Origin of the sequence: Xanthomonas sp. NCPPB 2866, from assembly GCF_041475745.2 — a bacterium.
GTDB lineage: Bacteria > Pseudomonadota > Gammaproteobacteria > Xanthomonadales > Xanthomonadaceae > Xanthomonas > Xanthomonas arboricola.
In genome coordinates, this window is record NZ_CM192975.1 from 3,983,554 (window position 1) to 3,999,982 (window position 16,429).

16 protein-coding genes are annotated in these 16,429 nt (G+C 67.2%); 4 read left to right on the forward strand and 12 right to left on the reverse strand.

Annotated features, from left to right (window positions below; genetic code table 11):
* Nucleotides 1-23 precede the first annotated feature (23 nt).
* Nucleotides 24-863, reverse strand: coding sequence for a glycosyltransferase family 2 protein (locus tag ACCQ04_RS16850; RefSeq protein ID WP_126966650.1), 840 nt, complete (start codon nucleotides 861-863; stop codon nucleotides 24-26).
* Between the two features lie 355 nt (nucleotides 864-1,218).
* Here ACCQ04_RS16850 and ACCQ04_RS16855 point away from each other — a divergent pair, with 355 nt between their 5' ends.
* The 4 genes from ACCQ04_RS16855 to ACCQ04_RS16870 all read left to right on the forward strand — a co-directional run bounded on the left by ACCQ04_RS16855 (nucleotide 1,219) and on the right by ACCQ04_RS16870 (nucleotide 6,186).
* Nucleotides 1,219-2,379, forward strand: coding sequence for a phosphotransferase enzyme family protein (locus ACCQ04_RS16855; RefSeq protein WP_226427450.1), 1,161 nt, complete (start codon nucleotides 1,219-1,221; stop codon nucleotides 2,377-2,379).
* A gap of 32 nt (nucleotides 2,380-2,411) precedes the next feature.
* Nucleotides 2,412-4,577 (forward strand): TonB-dependent receptor, encoded by a 2,166-nt coding sequence (locus tag ACCQ04_RS16860; RefSeq protein WP_226427451.1) that lies wholly within the window; start codon nucleotides 2,412-2,414, stop codon nucleotides 4,575-4,577.
* A 199-nt stretch (nucleotides 4,578-4,776) separates the two neighbouring features.
* On the forward strand, nucleotides 4,777-5,352 hold the full coding sequence (pnuC, locus tag ACCQ04_RS16865; RefSeq protein ID WP_046344324.1) for a nicotinamide riboside transporter PnuC: 576 nt from the start codon (nucleotides 4,777-4,779) through the stop codon (nucleotides 5,350-5,352).
* A gap of 105 nt (nucleotides 5,353-5,457) precedes the next feature.
* Complete coding sequence (locus tag ACCQ04_RS16870) at nucleotides 5,458-6,186, forward strand: UTRA domain-containing protein (protein ID WP_104541638.1); 729 nt, start codon at nucleotides 5,458-5,460, stop codon at nucleotides 6,184-6,186.
* A gap of 274 nt (nucleotides 6,187-6,460) precedes the next feature.
* On the opposite strand, the gene ACCQ04_RS16875 is transcribed toward ACCQ04_RS16870, so the two are convergent.
* The 11 genes from ACCQ04_RS16875 to xpsF form a co-directional block, all read right to left on the reverse strand.
* Nucleotides 6,461-7,300: a glycosyltransferase family 2 protein gene (locus tag ACCQ04_RS16875; protein WP_039518946.1), complete on the reverse strand. Its 840-nt coding sequence runs from the start codon at nucleotides 7,298-7,300 to the stop codon at nucleotides 6,461-6,463.
* A complete protein-coding gene (gene gspD, locus ACCQ04_RS16880; RefSeq protein WP_226427452.1) occupies nucleotides 7,297-9,621 on the reverse strand; it encodes a type II secretion system secretin GspD in 2,325 nt (774 codons plus the stop codon). Before gspD ends, ACCQ04_RS16875 begins: the two co-directional genes overlap by 4 nt.
* Nucleotides 9,618-10,409, reverse strand: a complete 792-nt coding sequence (gene xpsN / locus ACCQ04_RS16885) for a type II secretion system protein XpsN (RefSeq protein WP_024939113.1) — start codon at nucleotides 10,407-10,409, stop codon at nucleotides 9,618-9,620. Before xpsN ends, gspD begins: the two co-directional genes overlap by 4 nt.
* A complete protein-coding gene (gene gspM / locus ACCQ04_RS16890) occupies nucleotides 10,399-11,052 on the reverse strand; it encodes a type II secretion system protein GspM (protein ID WP_016901906.1) in 654 nt (217 codons plus the stop codon). The genes xpsN and gspM overlap by 11 nt, the downstream gene beginning before the upstream one ends.
* Nucleotides 11,036-12,157: a PilN domain-containing protein gene (locus ACCQ04_RS16895; protein ID WP_039518936.1), complete on the reverse strand. Its 1,122-nt coding sequence runs from the start codon at nucleotides 12,155-12,157 to the stop codon at nucleotides 11,036-11,038. Before ACCQ04_RS16895 ends, gspM begins: the two co-directional genes overlap by 17 nt.
* The gene (locus tag ACCQ04_RS16900) at nucleotides 12,154-13,005 is read right to left on the reverse strand and encodes a type II secretion system minor pseudopilin (protein WP_016901924.1); all 852 of its coding nucleotides are present in this window, start codon (nucleotides 13,003-13,005) and stop codon (nucleotides 12,154-12,156) included. The genes ACCQ04_RS16895 and ACCQ04_RS16900 overlap by 4 nt, the downstream gene beginning before the upstream one ends.
* A complete protein-coding gene (locus ACCQ04_RS16905) occupies nucleotides 13,002-13,637 on the reverse strand; it encodes a type II secretion system protein J (protein WP_016901925.1) in 636 nt (211 codons plus the stop codon). The genes ACCQ04_RS16900 and ACCQ04_RS16905 overlap by 4 nt, the downstream gene beginning before the upstream one ends.
* Nucleotides 13,634-14,050, reverse strand: a complete 417-nt coding sequence (gene xpsI / locus ACCQ04_RS16910; RefSeq protein ID WP_226427453.1) for a type II secretion system protein XpsI — start codon at nucleotides 14,048-14,050, stop codon at nucleotides 13,634-13,636. Before xpsI ends, ACCQ04_RS16905 begins: the two co-directional genes overlap by 4 nt.
* Complete coding sequence (gene xpsH, locus ACCQ04_RS16915; protein WP_065048756.1) at nucleotides 14,047-14,556, reverse strand: type II secretion system protein XpsH; 510 nt, start codon at nucleotides 14,554-14,556, stop codon at nucleotides 14,047-14,049. The genes xpsI and xpsH overlap by 4 nt, the downstream gene beginning before the upstream one ends.
* Nucleotides 14,557-14,566: 10 nt before the next feature.
* The gene (gene gspG / locus ACCQ04_RS16920; RefSeq protein ID WP_024939118.1) at nucleotides 14,567-14,998 is read right to left on the reverse strand and encodes a type II secretion system major pseudopilin GspG; all 432 of its coding nucleotides are present in this window, start codon (nucleotides 14,996-14,998) and stop codon (nucleotides 14,567-14,569) included.
* Nucleotides 14,999-15,121: 123 nt separating this feature from the next.
* Nucleotides 15,122-16,339 (reverse strand): type II secretion system protein XpsF, encoded by a 1,218-nt coding sequence (gene xpsF / locus ACCQ04_RS16925; RefSeq protein WP_047129329.1) that lies wholly within the window; start codon nucleotides 16,337-16,339, stop codon nucleotides 15,122-15,124.
* Nucleotides 16,340-16,429 lie beyond the last annotated feature (90 nt).

The following is a 16,429-nucleotide window of genomic DNA, read 5'->3' on the forward strand; positions in this document are numbered from 1 at the left end:
TCACAAATTTAACGCGAGCGAACTCATCTCTTTCGCAACAATTTCGGTACCTGGGCGACGGCATGGGTCCAGATCGCCAGCCATACGCCCAGCCGGGTGAGCCACCCGCGCCGGCCCGCCTCGAACTTGCGGAAATAGCGCCACAGGCCGCGGTGCTTATGCCATTCGACAAAGAACGGCCGCGAACGACTGGACACGCCACGCACATGCACGACCCGCAGATCGTTGGCCACCGCCACCAGCGCACCGGCCTGGCGTGCCCGCCGGCACAGGTCCAGGTCTTCGGCATGCAGGCGGTAGGCGCCGTCCCAGCCGTCCAGCCGGTCGAACAGGCTGCGTTGCATCAGCATCAAGGCACCGGAGATGGCGTCCACCACCTGCAGGGGCGCAGCGGGATCGGCCGGCACCGCCAGCTGGGCGGCAGCGCGCGGTGCGCGCAGCATGGCGGCAAAATCCGGATCGCGGCGACGCACCGCGGCATCCGGCTGCCCGTCCTCGTCCACCTGCTCCACGCCCAACAGCACCGCCGCATGGCCGGCCGCGCGTGCGCACAGCTGCGCCAAGGTGTCGCGCTCGACCATCAGGTCCGGGTTGATGAACACCAACCAGGGCGCCTGCGAGTCGCGCGCGCCCTGGTTGCAGGCGCTCGCAAAACCCGGGTTGTCCGGATTGGCGATGAAGTGCAGCCGCGCATCGGCCAAGGCATGCCGCTGCACGACCTCCAGGGTGTCGTCGCTGGAGGCGTTGTCGACCACCCGGATCTCGCTGATGCCCTCGGCCGCGCGCAGCCGCGACAGGCACGCATCGATGGTGCTGCTGCTCTGATAGGTGACGACGACGGCGGCAATCTGGACGGGAGTCATCCGGCCATTATCCGGTGCCGGGGTGGCGCAACGCCATCGTGCGTCTGCCAGCGCCGACATGGCGGCTGGCAGCGGCAACAGGCATACTGCGCGCCCGGAACCGCCCAGCGGTTTTGCGCAGGCGCCGCCCACGGCGCGCCCCACATTTTTAGTGTCGAGATGACGGCCAGCGACCTTTCGGTGTTGCGCTGCCTTTTCATTCCCTGCAGTGCAACCGCCTGATGGCGGGCGCGCCGCAACGACGGCCTGGCAGCGCCGTCCGTGTTGTCGCCGGCGCGCGCGCCGGGTCCGCCGCTTCGGCACCGATCGACTGGTCTATACCACTAGCCCGCACCACATTGCCGGAGCCGGGCGCATGAGCACCTCGCATCAGGTGCATGGCATGAGCCTGGAGCTGGCGCTGCCGGACTGGCCGGTGTTGACCGCCGACGAAATCCGTCGCGTGCTGCAGCACTTTTCCGCTCCCGTCGGTAGCGAACTGATTCGCTGGCATAGCGCCCGCCCGTTTTCCGCCGCCGCCTGCGTGGACACCGCCAGCGGCACGCTCATCGTCAAGCGACATCACCGCAGCGTGCGCAATGTCGCCGCGTTGCGCGAAGAGCACGTCTTCATGGCGCATCTGCGCTGGGCCGGCGCACCGGTGGTCGAGGTGCTGCACGATGCCGCGGGACGCACCGCCCTGGCCGATGCGGACTGGGTCTACGAAGTGCAGCGCGCCGGGCTCGGCCAGGACCTGTATCGGGATGCCTTGTCGTGGACCCCCTTTAGCAGCATCCCGCATGCGGCGGCGGCAGGTGCCGCGCTGGCACGCCTGCATCTGGCAGCGCAGGGATTCGATGCGCCACCACGCCGCAGCAGCATACTGGTGGCCAACCTGGCCCTGTTCGCGCAGGCCGACCCGCTCCGGGCAGTGGAGCAGGCCTTGCTGTCGCGCCCCGGCCTGGCCGCCGATTTTCAGGACCGGCCTTGGCGCCGCGACCTGACCGACCACCTGCTGCCCTGGCACGCCCGGGCCTGGTCGGTGCTGTCGGCGCCTGGCGCGCTGCCGCCGCTGTGGACGCATGGCGACTGGCATGCCTCCAACCTGCTGTGGCGCACACACGACGATGGCGACGTCGAGGTCAGTGCGGTGTTCGACTTCGGCCTGTGCGACCGCAGTTTTGCGATGTTCGACCTGGCCACGGCGATCGAACGCAATTTGATCCCATGGTTGAACCTGGATGCGGGGCAGCGCGCGCAGCCGCAGCTGGAGCAGCTCGACGCCTTGCTGGACGGTTACGCCCGGCACTGCGCACTGGGCGCCGCGCAGCTGCGGCAGCTGGCCGCCTTGCTGCCGATCGTGCATGCCGACTTCGCCCTGAGCGAGATCGAATACTTCGCCGGCATCACCCGCTCGGCCGACAACGCCGACATCGCCTATCACCGTTACCTGCTCGGCCATGCGGACTGGTTTGCCAGCGCCGATGGCCAGCGTCTGCTCGATCACCTGCACGCGCGCGCGCGTCGGTTGCCATGAGCGTTTTTCCTTCTCCTTTTCGAGCCCTGCGCATGCACCTGCCCGCCCTCCTGCCCCACCGCCGCCCGCTCGCGCTTGCACTTGCGCTGTGCATCGCCACGCCTGCCCTCGCGCAGCAACAACCCGGTGCCGAGGCGGTCGAACTGGATGCGGTCAACGTGCGTGGCGAACGCGCCGACGCCAGCACCGCCTTGACCGGCTTCGGTGCCACGCGGCTGCTGGATGCGCCGGCCTCGATCGCGGTGATCGAGCGCCAGCAATTGCTCGACCGTCAGGCACGCGTGCTCAGCGAGGTATTGCGCGCCGATGCCTCCGCCGGCGACGCCTACGCCCCGATCGGCTACTACGAGAATTTCGTCGTGCGTGGCTACTCGCTCAACGCCGCCAACAGTTACCGCATCAACGGCCTGAGCGCGGTGGGCGAGCAATCCATTGCACTGGAAAACAAGCAGCAGGTGCAGATCCTCAAGGGCCTGGCCGGGCTGCAATCAGGTGTCAACGAACCGGCCGGACTGATCGACTACCGCACCAAGCGGCCCGAGCACGTGCGCAGCGTGACCCTGGGCACCGACGAACAAGGCTCGCGCTATGTGGCCGCCGACCTGGGCGACTGGTTCGGCGCCGAGCGCAGCCTGGGCCTGCGCGTCAACGCCGCGCGCGAAGACATCAACAGCTATGTCGACCACGCAGACGGTTATCGCAATTTCCTGTCGCTGGCCGGCGACTGGAAGATCAGCCCGCAATCGCTGCTGCAGCTGGATGTGGAGTATCAGCATCGGCAGCAACGCTCGGTGCCCGGCTACCAGTTGCTCGGTGGCACGCAGGTACCGCGCGACATCGATGTGCATCGCCTGCTCGGCTACCAGCCGTGGTCGCGGCCGGTGGAGATGGATTCGCTCAATGCGCAGCTGCGCTACGCCTACCAGTTCAACGACAACTGGCGCGCCACCGCTGAAGCGTCACGTAGCCGCTCGGTGATCAATGATTTCTCCGCGTTCGCCTGGGGCTGTTATGGCGCGGCCAGTTGCGCCGACAGCGCCACCCCGAATTTCTTCAGCGCGCAAGGCGAGTACGACGTCTACGACTACCGCAGCCCCGACGACACCCGCGTGCACGATCAACTGCGCGCCACGCTCGAAGGCCGTGTGCTCACCGGCGCGCTGGATCACCGCCTGAGCATCGGCGGCGACTGGCTACGCCGCACCATCGACCGCTTCGGTTCGGTCAACGAATTCGTCGGCAGCGGCAGCATCGACCGCGACCCGGAGGTGTTTGCACAGACCGACGTCGCGCTGGACCCGAAGCAACGCCGCCTGGACAGCCGTCAACGCGCGTTGGTATTGGCCGACCGGATCGGTCTTGGGTCGCAATGGGAGCTGTCGCTGGGCGCGCGTTACGTGCGCCTGGACGAGCGCAGCTTCGACCGCGATGGCGTACTGGAGCGACGCACGCGCAAGGACACGCTGCTGCCGCAGGCCGCGCTGCTGTTCAAACCGCAGCAGCAGGTATCGCTGTACGCCAGCTACGCCAAGAGCCTGGCCGCCGGCGGCACCGCCCCGTGGTTTGCCGACAACGCCGATGAGATCCTGCCGCCGACCAATGCGTACCAGCTGGAGACCGGCGCAAAATTCGATTTCGACGGCCTGCGCCTGGGCGCGGCGCTGTTCGACATCCGCCAGGCCTACCAGTTCACCCAGCCGCAGGCCGATGGTGGCCTGCGCTATGTGCAACAGGGCCGCCTGCACAACCGTGGCCTGGAGTTGTCGGCCGATGGCGCGGCCACCGAGCAATTGCGCGTGTTCGCCAGCGTTGCCGCCATCCGCGCCCGTGCCGAAGACACCGACATTGCCGAGTACGAAGGCCATCAGGCCATCAACGTGCCCAAGCTGCGCGCCAGCCTGCAGGCCGATTACAGCGTGCCCGGCATCGATGGCCTGGCGCTGCTGGCAGGCGTGCAATACAGCGGGCGCAAGTTCGCCGACCGGCTCGGCAACGCCAGCGTGCCGGCCTACACCGTGGCCAACCTGGGCGCGCGTTACGCCACCGCGCTGGGCGGGCTGGCCACCACCTGGCGCCTGAACGTGGACAACGTGTTCGACAAGCGGTACTGGCGCGATAGCGGCGAATACCAGGGTGACGCCTATCTGTTCCCGGGCGCGCCGCGCACGGCACGTCTGACCGTGCAGGTGGACTTCTAAACGCAGCCGATGCGGCCATGCGATCCGCTGACGTGTGAGCTGCACAAGTTACGCGACAGCGGTGCCGCGCGGGCCGAGTGCGCTGCCGGTATCGGCTGCAGGCGGTGAACGCGCTCGGCCTGCTCGCACGCTCACGTTGAACTGTTCTGCGTCCCAGCCACCGATCCATCGTTCATCAGACATCCTTCCCAGACCTTCCATGTCATTGCTCGAATCTGCCGCCGTCGTGATCAACCTGCTGGGCGTCTGGCTGACCGCGCGGCGCATTCGCTGGTGCTGGCCGGTCGGCATCGTGGCGGTGGTGCTGTATGCCTGGCTGTTCTATGAGTGGAAGCTGTACTCGGACATGCTGCTGCAAGGCGTCTACGTGCTGACCCAGCTGTACGGCTGGTGGCAATGGCAGCGCGGGATGGCGGCACAGACACGCATTCGCCCGTTGCCGATGCCGCAGGCGGAGCTGTGGATCTCGCTGTGCATCGGTGCCGTGTTCGCCGCCGCGCTCGGTGCCTACATGCATCACCGCACCGATGCCGCACTGCCTTGGCTGGACGCGGCGCTGGCCAGCTTCAGCCTGGTCGCCAGCGTCTGGGCCGCACGCAAGCGCATCGCCAACTGGATACTGTGGGTCGTGCTCGATTGCGTCTACGTGGGCGTGTTCGTCAGCAAGGGGCTGTACCCCACCGCACTGCTGTATGCAGGCTTCGTGCTGCTGGCCATGTATGGATGGCGCAGCTGGAAAACCCAACAGCAGCAGAACCCGGCAGGCCTTGCCTGAGCCACCTGCAGTTTGCGGGCGCGTTCTTCTTTACCATCGCTGCATGCACCTCTCTTATCCGCCTGCCTTGCATCTGCGCCGCAGCCACCATCGGCAGGTCGCCGCATGAGCGCGTCGCGCCAACACGCCATCACCGAAATCGTCTCCGCGCAGATCGCCGCGGGCGAATGGGGCCCGGATCAGCGCCTGCCGGTGGAGCGCGAGCTTGCCGAACGCTTCGGTTGCACCCGCATCACCTTGCGTGAGGCCTTGCAGCAACTGGAAGCGCAGGGCCGCATCTACCGCGAGAACCGGCGGGGCTGGTTCGTCAGCGCACCGCGCGTGCGCTACGACCCCACCAGCATCGCCGGTTTCATGCAGTACGTGGCGGCGCAAGGGCGCAAACCGCGCACCGAGCTATTGAGTGCCACCCGGCAGGCAGCGGGGGCTGTCTACGCGGCCGCGCTACGGCTGGAGACGCCGTACGACGAAGTCTTCGTGCTGCAACGCCGGCGCTGGATCGACCGCCGCGCGGTGCTGCTGGAAACCAACGTGGTGCTGGCCGCCTGGGCGCCGGGCCTGCTGGAGCACGACCTGGCCGGCTCGCTATCGAGCGTGTTCAACCAGAAACTCGGGCTGTTCCTGAGCCGCGCGCAATTGTCGATGCATCCGGCCGGGCTGGACGCCGCGCAAGCCCTGTTGCTGCAGTCCACCACCGGCACACCGTGCTTCCGGCTGCAGCGGATCAGCTTCGCCGAAGACGGCCGCGCGGTGGAACTGGATATCGAATCCTGGCGTCACGATGCACTGGATGTGGTGGTGCGGACCGAGGCACCGATGCGGTCGGCGCTTTAGCGCCGGGAATCGGGAATCGGGAATCGGGAATCGATGGTGAGCATCACGCGCTGCTTTCTTCGTTGCATCTGTAGTGCATCGTTGCGATGCTCTCTGCGGTTGACCACATGTCGCAGAACCGACTGAGGTGGCTATGGGTACATGCTCAAAAAGATGATGCAGGCCGCAGCATCTGTGCCCGCCTAACAACTGCATTGTTGTTCGCGTCAGTGGCTCTTGGTCATTCCATCGCCGCTCCCGCCCAACGCAGCGGGCAGGCTCGGCCGCGATACCACTATGCGTCGAACAGCCTGCGCTGTGGGTCAGGTGGCGGCAGGTCGGCGAGCAGTTGCGCGAGTTGATCGCGTTGCGCACGTAGCGGGTCGTGCATCAGGAAGTTGGCCAGGCGTGCGTGCCAGGCCGGCCAGCGTGTGGCCAGTGCATCCATGTCGCCATCGGCAGGGCGGCCTTCGTGTGGCGAGGCGACAAAGGCGGTGTCGCACAGCACGTTGCGCCATCCCAGGCCAGCCATGCGCAGGCTCAGGTCCACCAGTGCCGCATACCAGGAGCCATAGCTGCTGGCGTCCAGGCCGCCGGCCTTGCGCCGCGCGCTGCCGCGCAGTAGCACCGCGTGGCCGATTGCCGACGGCAGTTCCGGATGCAGTGGCGGCATCGCCGCGCACGCAGCGGCAAGCCGCTCCGGTGCGGCAGGCATCGGATTGAGTTCGCCCAGGCGTGGCCAGCTGCAGGCTTCGCCCACATTGCTCCACGGGGTGGCGGTGGCAATCGCCGCATCGCGCGCAAAGCAGGCGTCGAGCTGATTCAACCAACCCGGCAGCGGGCAGGCATCCACACCCAACACCACCACATCGGCATCGCCGCAGCCGCTGAGCATTTCGTCCAGATGGGCCACTTCGCCGAGCATACGCTGACGACGGGTGTGATGGGCCTGCAGCCGCGTGCGCGCCAACCAGTGCGCGATCACCGCGCGGCCACGCGGGCCGGCCTGCGCATCGTCGGCCAGCCACACCCGCGTGCCGGCGGGCGTGGCGGCATCCAGTGCGCCCAGACAGGCATCCAAGGCCTCGTCGTCGGTGCCGACCGGCACCAGCACGACGGGCAATGCCGCACTCATTGCGGCTTCTGGCTGGGTTTCAGCGGCTCCATGGCCTTGAACTTCTGGCCGTATTCGTCGGTGAGATTGCGCGCTTCCTGCGGGTTGCGCACGATCGATGGAGTGATCAGCACGATGACTTCGCGGCGGGTGTTGTTCTTGCCCTTAGTTCCAAACAGCGCACCTACTACGGGCAACTTGCTGAGGAACGGAACGCCGTCGCTGGTGTCGGTCGTGCTGTCGTCGATCAGACCAGCCAACATGATGGTGTCACCGCTCTGCACTGCGGCCTCAGTTTTGACCCGACGTGTATTGATGTCGACATTACAAGCTGCAGCATTGACGGTTGCCGTTGCTGACGTACACGCAGCTGGACGGTCGCCTGGACTGCTGACTTCTTGAACTATATCCAAAAACACCATTCCATCCTTGGTTACGCGTGGACGCACTTTCAGAATCACGCCCGTGTCGATGTATTGGACTGAAGAGAAGCTGCTGTCGCTACCAAGACCGGTATTGATGGAAGTCGAGTTAATTGCGATACGCGAGCCGACATTAAGTGTAGCCTCGGCATTGTTTCGAACAAATACCGACGGCGTTTGCAACAGGCGGACGTTGGTTACACGGTCCAGCGCAGTGATGATGGCCGCAGCATTCTTGCCGAGAAAACTCCAAGCAACCCCTCCACTGCCGACTTTCCCGGCGATGTCTCCCCAGATGTTACGTCCCGCTGCATTTGCAAGACCAGCTCCCAGACCGATGCCCGTTCCATTGGTCAGACCGCCATCGGTCGCGGTTGCCGGCGCATTTACTGCATTTTCAAAATACCAGTTAACGCCGTAACTCAGCGCACCGGTCAAATTCACCTCGGCCACCTGCGCTTCGATATGCACCTGCATCGGCATCACATCGAGCTTTTCGATGACGTCGCGGATCGAATTCCACGACTGCGGCGTGGAGCGCACCAGCAAGGTGTTGGTTTCAGCAACCGCCGACACGCCGACCTTGTCGCCTGCCACTTCCAGCGTCACCGCGCCATTGCCGTTGCTGCGCGGCGACAGTTGCAGGCTGCCGTTACCCAGTCCACCGCTGCTGCTGCCACTGCCACTGCTGCCGCCGAAGCTGCTGCCGGAGGAGCTGCCATCGCTGCTCTCGCCGATGCTGCCGCCGGTGGTGCCCGAGCTGCCGCCCATGCTGCTGTCGCGGTTACCCAGGGCGCCGCCGAGCACGCTGGTTTCCGAGCCCGGGGCCAGCGAGGCGTTGGAGTCGCTGTTGTTGCCGCGCCCACCGAACACTTCCGACAGGCGGTCGGCCAGATCCTTGGCCTTGATGTACTTCAACTCGTACGAAAACAGCCGCACGCCGCCGCCGGCACTATCGATGCGGTCCAGCCACTGCTGGATCTGGTCCAGGTAGCGCGGCTGCGGGGTGATCACCAGCACCGCGTTGGCGTTTTCCAGCGGCATGAAGCGGAACATGCCGGCACTGGGCGTCTTGCTCTGTTCGCCGAACACCTTCTCCAGATCGGCCGAGACCTTTTCGGCCTTGCCGGACTGGATCGGGAACACGCCCACCGACATGCCCGACAGCCAGTCCACGTCGAAGATCTGCACGGTGCGCAGGTAGTTTTCCAGCTCGGCGCGGGTGCCGCCCAGGGTGATCACGTTGCGCGAGGGATCGGTGCCGACGATGGCGTTCGGGCGCGCATAGGGCTCGAGCACCTTCTTCATTTCGCTGGCGGAGATGAACTTCAACGGCACCACGCGCACTTCGAAACCGCGCGCGGCAGACGGCGATGCGGTGCTGGGCGCGACGGTGCCGGCCAGCGCCTGGTCGGCCGGCACGATGTTGTAGCGGCCGCCGCTGAACACCATGCGTGCGTTGTTCCAGCCCAGCACCATTTCCAGCAGGTTCAAGGCCTGCGCCGGCGAGACCGGATTGGGCGTGGCCAGGGTCACGGTGCCCTGCACGCCGGGGGCGATGACGTAGTTCTGCCCGAGCATGTCGCCCAGGATCGCCTTGACCACCGCCTGCACCGACTCGCCTTCGAAGTTGAAGGTGGCGCTGCCGCTGCTGGCCATGCCCAGCGTCGGTGCCGGCGCGCTCGCCGCGCTCTGGTTGATCATGGTGCCGCTGCCACGCCGGATCACCGGGGTGGGCTTGGCGCTGGCATTGCCCTCGGCGCGTTGCTCGGCACCGGTCTGGGTGGCGCCGGCGGCGCCGACTTGCGGGTCCAGGCGCGCGTCGCGGCGCACGTCCGGCGGCGGAGTGGTGGCGCAACCGGCCAGCAGGCCGATCAGCAGGGACACGGGAAACAGGCGCTGCGTCATGCGTTCACTCATTGGGTCTGACCGGGGGTAGAGCCGCTCTGGCGCTGCTGTTGCAGCTGGCGGCGTCGGGCTTCGATACGTTCGCGGATGGCGCGCATCTGATCATCGGAGGGGCGTGGGGCTTCCTGGGCGCCATCGCTGCGCTGCGGCGGCACCGTCGGCGGTGTCTGCCCACCGGGCTGCTGTGGCGGCGTGGCGGGCTGGGTCTGCGGCGGCTGCGTCGGTGCGACCGCGGCGGCATCGGGCGACGGTAATGGCGGGACGGCGCCGGCAGCGCCACGCGCGCCCGCATTGGCGGTGGGCGGTTGCCCGCCCAGGCCGTTGAACACGTGCAGCTCCAGTGTCTGGGTGCCGCCGGGGCCTTCGATGGTTGCGCTGCGCGGCTGCAGGGCGAGCAGGCGCCAGCCCTTGACCGCTTCGCCGCCCAGCTGCACCCGCACCGAATCCTGCGGGTCCAGCGTCAGCGTGGCCATCTTGAAGTTGTCCGTCAGCAGCACGCCGGTCAGGCGCACCGTCGAGGCAGCGCTGCTGCCGTCGTTGCCGGACAGGAAGAACGGATGCGGCAGGCGGTCTTCGGCGAAGGCCGGATGCGCGGCGATCTCCGAATATTTTTCGAACGCGCCCAGCCGTTCCGGCGCCGGTGCCGGCAGGGTGGGCAGGCGCTGAACCAGGGCCGGGTCGTCCGGCAGCAGCTCCACGCGCTTGCCCAGCCCGGCCACGGCCAGCACGCACACCAGCAGCGCCCAGCCGACCACGGTGGCCAGCAGCCAGGTGCGCAGACCGATCATGTCAAGGCGCATTGCTGGCCTCCGCGGCGTCGGGGGCGGCGGGCGCGGCGTCGGTGTTCAACGGTGCGGCACTGGCGCCGGGGCGCAGGTAGCCGGCCAGTTCGAAGGCAATGTCCAGACCGTTGCCGCTTTCGTTGGGCGAGAGTTGGTAGCGCTGCGCCATCACGTTGAGGTTGTCCACGAACAGGCGCGGGGTGCCGTTTTCCAGGCTGTACAGCACCGAGGCCAGCTCCGGGGTGCCGCAGCGCAGGCGTACCTGCACCGCGACGCGGGTGAAGCGGTCCTTGCTTTCCGGCTGCAGCGGCGAGCGGTTGCTGATCGCGCAGCTGCGGTTGCCGGGGCTGGCTTCCACCACGGCGCGTTCCAGCCGCTGCACCAGGCCGGCCGATGCCAGTTCGGCCGAGGTTTCCGGCAGGAAGCCCGGGCGGCTTTCCAGGGTCTGGCGCGCCTGGCGTAGCCGTTTGCTGACTTCCGGCGCCTGCTGCAGTTGCACGCGCACGCGCAGCTCGCGCTCGCGCAGCGCTTGCAGGTCGTCCTGCACCGCGATCATCGGCTGGGTGAACCAGGGGTGCACCAGCACCAGATAGGCCACGCCGATCACCAGCAACAGCAGGCCCAAAGCGATCCAGCGATCGCGCTTAACGCTGCGTGGCATCGGCCGCCTCCTTGGCATCGGGACCGGCCAGTTCGGCGGTGATGGTGAAGCGGTCGACGTTGCGACCGGCATCGCTCTGCAGCACGCCGGTCAGCGAGGGCGTGCGCCACAGTGGCGAGCCTTCCAGGCGCCGCACCAGCGAGGAGGCTTCGTTGCTCAAGCCGATCAACTGCAATTGCCCACCTTCGACCGAGAATTTTTCCAGGTAGGTGCCGCCCGGCAGACGCCGGCTCAGCTCGTCCCAGATTTCCACCGAGGTGGGGCGGGTAGCACGTTGCTGCTGAAAGAAGTTGGCCCCTTCGACCAGATCCAGCAATTGCTGGCGTTCGGCGGCGACCTGGCGCGCACGTGCGGCGTTGGCCTGCACCTTGGCACGCAAGTCGTCGGCGGCCTGGCGGCGGTTGTCCAGCAGCAGCCAGCCGGCCACGGCCAGCAGCACCAGTGCGGCGGCGGCCAGCAACAGATTCCAGCGCTGCATCGGGTCGCTGCGCCGCAGCCGTCGTGCCGGCGGCAGCAGGTTCACGCCCAGTGGCAGGCCCTGCGCATCGGCGACATCGATGCCGGACAAGGCGCTGGCCCATGCGTCGGGTACGCCGTCCGGGCCATCGATCAGGCGCCGCGGCACCACCACCAGTTCGGCATCGAGCTGGCCGTCTTCGCGCACGTCCAGCACGCGCGCATCGAAGTACACCTGGTCGGCAGTGAACGGGGTTTGCCGATCGATCTCGAAGCGCGCCACATCCTGCAGGCGCGCCGCTGCCGCAGCAGGCAGGCGCAACGGACGACGCAAGGCATGCGCGGCCGGCAGCAGCCAATGCCGCGGCAGGCCTTCCAGCGCGGTCGGCAGCAAGGCATGCACTTCCTGCGGCTGCACAGGCCACGGCAGGCTGGCGATGGTCTCGCTGCTGTGATCACGCTGACGCAGCAACTGCAACGCCTGCCCATCGGGCTGCAACAACAGCCGCGACGGCGACAGGCCCAACTGCCATTGCCAGCGCTGCGGCAGCCAGGCCAGCAGCGATTGTTGCCACCAACGCCAGAAGCCTCCGGCTCCCGGCATGGCGCGTACGCCGATACGACCCAAGGTGTCCCGCCATGCGGTCATTGCACTGCTGCTCCCTCTTCCCAACGCAACACGGTATATGCAGACCCAGGTAATGCGGACGCACTGGTGGAGACCACCGCCCGCAACACAGCCTCGCGTCCCTGACTCAGTCGCGCCCGGCTCTCGATACTATAAGTGTCCGACCCACCGACCGTCGCCTCGCTGCCCGGCAAACCCGGCGGCGCGTCACGCTGGGCCAGCAGTTGCCGCGCATCCAGGCCCATCGCGGTCAGCACCGGGCCCGGCGCAAAGCGCGCTTCGGGGCGCGAGCGTCCGCTGTACAGGGTGAGGTTGGGCAACAGCTTGCGATACAGCTCGCCATCCATGCCCAGCACCAGGCGCAACTCGCCCAGCGTTTCGAACGGGCCATCCTTGGCGCCGTACGGCAATCCGGCATCGGCATAATCGCGATCTTCCGCGCCGCCGCCGGGCTGGCTCAGCGAATCGCCATCGCGCCAGTCGACGATCGCGCCGGCAATGCGCGTATCGCGGCCCTGTTCGCCACCGACCGCGCGTACCAGGCCGGCCAGCAGCGCGGGCTCGGCCATGTTCAAGTCCACCTTGCCGCTTTCGTCGGTAATGCGGATCTCCACCGTGGCATCGTCCATCTGCCAACGATAGCGCCGGCCGTCTGCAAGCCAGCGTGCCTGGGTGTCGGTGCTCTGCAGGCGGGACAGTGCGTATTCCAGCCCGGAGCGCGCATATTCCTGCGCCTGCGCGCCATTGCGCAGCATGCTGCCCTGCAGCGCTTCCACCCGCGCGGTCAGCGCGAATGCGCCGATCATCGCGGTGAGCAGCGCAATCAGCCACAGCACCAACACCAGCGCGGCACCGCGCATCGCGCTCATTGCCCCGCTCCCGGGTTGCTGGATTGCGGCAAGGCCACCACCAGCGGCGGCCAGGCGGCACCGCCGCTACGGATCTCGATGCGCACCAGCAACGGCAGACGGTCGTGCCATTCCCACTGCGGCAACCATGCGCTCAGGCGGCCGCTCTGCGGATCCATCCCGCGATACCGAAAGCTCACCTGCTGCACGTCTTCGGCAAGTGTTTCCGGCGGCAGCGTGGTGCCCTCTTCGATCGACTTGCCCGATTGCAGCATGGTCAGCGCGATCCGCAGCGTGCGCTGTTCGCCATCGCCGGCCACCGACAGATCGTGCAGGTACGGCCCGCCGCGGCCCAGGTAATCCGGCACATCGGCGGCAAAACGCAGACGCTGCGGCTCGCCGATGAACAGCATCGGCTGCTGGCTCTGCGGGTCGATGCCCATCGCGATCGGCAGTGCCGCCGCCAGCCGCCGGCGCAGGAATTCTTCCACCGCACGCACGCGTTCGCTGCGCTGGGCGATCGCCTCGCCGCGCTGGCTGACCGCACTGGCCGAGCGCAAGGTGGCAAACGCCAATGCCAGCCCGCCGACCAGCAACATCGTCGCCAGCAACACTTCGATCAAGGTGAAACCGGCACTGCGCGAGCGACTCATGGCGCGCTGCCCGGTTGCGCCGCAGCCACCAGCCGCAAGGTGCGCCACTGCAGGACCTGATTGGACTGCTCGCCCCAGCGCACCACCAGGGTCAGCTGCAGCAGCGTGTGTGCGCCGGGGGAGACCGGCGCCTGCGGATTGCGTCGCGGCTCGTCGTACGGGCGCACATCCATCGACCAACGGAAATGCCCGTCTTCGAAGGTGCCTTGCTGCTGCTCGGGCACCAGCGGTTTATCCATGCCCTGCGCCGCGAGCAACGATTGCGCATGCAGGGTGGCGCGCGTGCTCTCGTCGGCCGCGCGCACCTGACGTGCGGCACCGGACAGCGATCCCAGCAACAGGCTCAACGCCAGCGCCAGCAACGCAAAGGCGACGATCACCTCGATCAGCGTGTAACCGCGCTGGCGCTTCATGGCGACGGCGTCCGCAACTGGCCGGAACGCACTTCGCCGGTGATCCAGCCCACGTCCACGCGCCAGGTCGCATCCTTGACGCGCAGATCGATGCGCCCGCCGGTGGAGGCGCCATCGGGGAAGAACTGGATGGCGCCCTGATCCTGCCGCGACTGCACCTGCCGCGCGCCGGTGAAACGCACCTCCAGCGACGACGGCAGATCGCCGTGATGGCCGCCGGGTGCTTCCCAGCGGCGCTGCTGCGGATCGATCAGAAACCGCTGCGGCGTGCCGGTGGCAATCGCCTGGGTGCGCGTATAGCGCAGCTGCGAGGCGATCGCCTTGCCGGCGGTGCGCAGGCGCATGCCGTCGATCCCGCCGTTGAGCGCAGCGGCGGCCAGCACGCCGGCCATCGCGATCAGGGCGATGACCAGCAACATCTCCAGCAACGAACTGCCACGCGTGCGGGGACGACCAGGGCCGACCACTCCATGCAGATGACGCAACGGCTGACACGCAACGCGCATGGCAAACGGCTTATTGGTACTTGATGTCCGCGTCGTAACTGCTGCCACCGGGGCGGCCGTCCTTGCCCAGGCTGATCAGATCGAACGGCTGGCCATCGCCGGGCGCGCGGTATTCGATGGTGTGGCCCCACGGGTCATTGAGTTCGGCCGGCTTGGCATACGGGCCCAGCCAGCCGCTGCTGCCACCGGGCTGGGTCACCAGGTCGTCGAGCTTGCTCGGCAACTTGCCGGTGTCGAGCTGGAAATTCTCGATCTTGCCGGCCAGGGTCTGGATCTGCGACTTGGCCAGGTTGGCCTTGCCGCGATCGGCACCACCGAGTACACGGCTGCCGACCAGGGTCAGCACCGCGCCGATCAGGACGATGACGATGATGATTTCCAGCAGGCTCATGCCGGCCTGGCCTGCACGCGACGGACTACGGGTGATGGAGCGCTTGATCATGAACGATTTCCTTGCACGTCGATGAAAGATGCTGCCGCCAGAAGATGACACGGCGGGCATTGCAATGGTTCCCGCATGGGTGTCGCGCGGTCACCGGAAAGTTGTTGTGAATCCGCCGCCACGTTATCCGATGGCATTGGTCAGGTCATACAGCGGCACCAGCACCGAAATGATGACAAGCCCCACTACCGAGGCCAGCACCAGCGTGATCAACGGCACCAGCGCGGCCAGCGCGCGGTCGATGGCTTGCGCGGTTTCCAGCTCGAAGGTGTCGGCGGTCTTGAGCAGCATCGTGTCCAGGGCGCCCGACTCTTCGCCGACCTGGATCATCTGCAGGGCCAGCCGCGGGAAGCGCTTGCCGCGTGCCAGCGACATCGCCAGGCCATGGCCGTTCTTGACGTCGTCGGCTGCGGCGTCGACATCTTCGACCAGCGCAAGATTGGACATCACATTGCGCGCAATGCCGATTGCCGCCAGCAGCGGCACGCCGTTGCGCAGCAAGGTGCCCAGCGTGCGCGTCAGCCGTGCGGTTTCCAGGCGCGCGATCAGGCTGCCGACCACTTTCTGCCGCAGCAACCACTCGTCCAGCGCGGCACGGAACGCGGCATTGCGGCGCTTGCGATCCAGCCACAGCCCGAGCACGCCCGGCACCACGATCAGCACCACCCACCAGTCGCGCACCAGCAGGCCCACGCTCAATACCGCCTGGGTGAACCACGGCAAGGCCACGTCCAGGCTTTCGTACATCTGCGCGAACTGCGGCACCACATAGCCGAGCAGGAACAGCAGCGCGCAGCCGACCACCGCCAGCAGGATCGCAGGATAGATCAATGCGTTGATCACCTTGCCGCGCAGCGCACGGCTGCGCTCCAGGTAATCGGCCAGGCGCTGCAGCGTGTCCTGCATGCTGCCGCCGGCTTCGCCGGCGCGCACCATGTTGATGTAGAGCTTGGAAAACAGCCCGTGCTGGCGTTCCAGCGCCGAGGACAGCGGCGCGCCGCCACGCACGGTGTCGCGCACATCGCCGATCACGCGCCGGCTTTTGTCGTCTTCGGGCAGATCCATCAGGATCGACAAGGCGCGATCCAGCGGCTGACCGGCACCGATCAGCGTGGACAACTGCTGGGTGAACTGCACCAGCGCGGCGTTGTCGAACGGCTTCTTGCGCAACAGCATGCGCAGCGACGGCGAGTCGTTTTCGCCGGTGGCCAGGCGCGTTTCCACCGGCAGGTGGCCCTGCTCCTGCAGGCGCAGCGCAACGTCTGCGTCGCTGGCCGCTTCCATCTGGCCATCGAGCATTTCGCCATGGGCGTCGAGCGCTTTGTAGCGGTACAGGGGCATCAGGCTGGAAGGCTGGGAGTGGGGAATCGGGATTCGGGAATCGGGAAATGCAGGAGCCTGCGCTGCGTTGGCGCCACCGGGCGCGCGCGC

Excerpts from the sequence above, each read along its gene's own strand:
- ACCQ04_RS16850 (WP_126966650.1), bottom strand. The coding sequence starts at position 863 with ATGACTCCCGTCCAGATTGCCGCCGTCGTCGTCACCTATCAGAGCAGC.
- ACCQ04_RS16855 (WP_226427450.1), top strand. The coding sequence starts at position 1,219 with ATGAGCACCTCGCATCAGGTGCATGGCATGAGCCTGGAGCTGGCGCTG.
- ACCQ04_RS16860 (WP_226427451.1), top strand. The coding sequence starts at position 2,412 with ATGCACCTGCCCGCCCTCCTGCCCCACCGCCGCCCGCTCGCGCTTGCA.
- pnuC (WP_046344324.1), top strand. The coding sequence starts at position 4,777 with ATGTCATTGCTCGAATCTGCCGCCGTCGTGATCAACCTGCTGGGCGTC.
- ACCQ04_RS16870 (WP_104541638.1), top strand. The coding sequence starts at position 5,458 with ATGAGCGCGTCGCGCCAACACGCCATCACCGAAATCGTCTCCGCGCAG.
- ACCQ04_RS16875 (WP_039518946.1), bottom strand. The coding sequence starts at position 7,300 with ATGAGTGCGGCATTGCCCGTCGTGCTGGTGCCGGTCGGCACCGACGAC.
- gspD (WP_226427452.1), bottom strand. The coding sequence starts at position 9,621 with ATGAGTGAACGCATGACGCAGCGCCTGTTTCCCGTGTCCCTGCTGATC.
- xpsN (WP_024939113.1), bottom strand. The coding sequence starts at position 10,409 with ATGCGCCTTGACATGATCGGTCTGCGCACCTGGCTGCTGGCCACCGTG.
- gspM (WP_016901906.1), bottom strand. The coding sequence starts at position 11,052 with ATGCCACGCAGCGTTAAGCGCGATCGCTGGATCGCTTTGGGCCTGCTG.
- ACCQ04_RS16895 (WP_039518936.1), bottom strand. The coding sequence starts at position 12,157 with ATGACCGCATGGCGGGACACCTTGGGTCGTATCGGCGTACGCGCCATG.
- ACCQ04_RS16900 (WP_016901924.1), bottom strand. The coding sequence starts at position 13,005 with ATGAGCGCGATGCGCGGTGCCGCGCTGGTGTTGGTGCTGTGGCTGATT.
- ACCQ04_RS16905 (WP_016901925.1), bottom strand. The coding sequence starts at position 13,637 with ATGAGTCGCTCGCGCAGTGCCGGTTTCACCTTGATCGAAGTGTTGCTG.
- xpsI (WP_226427453.1), bottom strand. The coding sequence starts at position 14,050 with ATGAAGCGCCAGCGCGGTTACACGCTGATCGAGGTGATCGTCGCCTTT.
- xpsH (WP_065048756.1), bottom strand. The coding sequence starts at position 14,556 with ATGCGCGTTGCGTGTCAGCCGTTGCGTCATCTGCATGGAGTGGTCGGC.
- gspG (WP_024939118.1), bottom strand. The coding sequence starts at position 14,998 with ATGATCAAGCGCTCCATCACCCGTAGTCCGTCGCGTGCAGGCCAGGCC.
- xpsF (WP_047129329.1), bottom strand. The coding sequence starts at position 16,339 with ATGCCCCTGTACCGCTACAAAGCGCTCGACGCCCATGGCGAAATGCTC.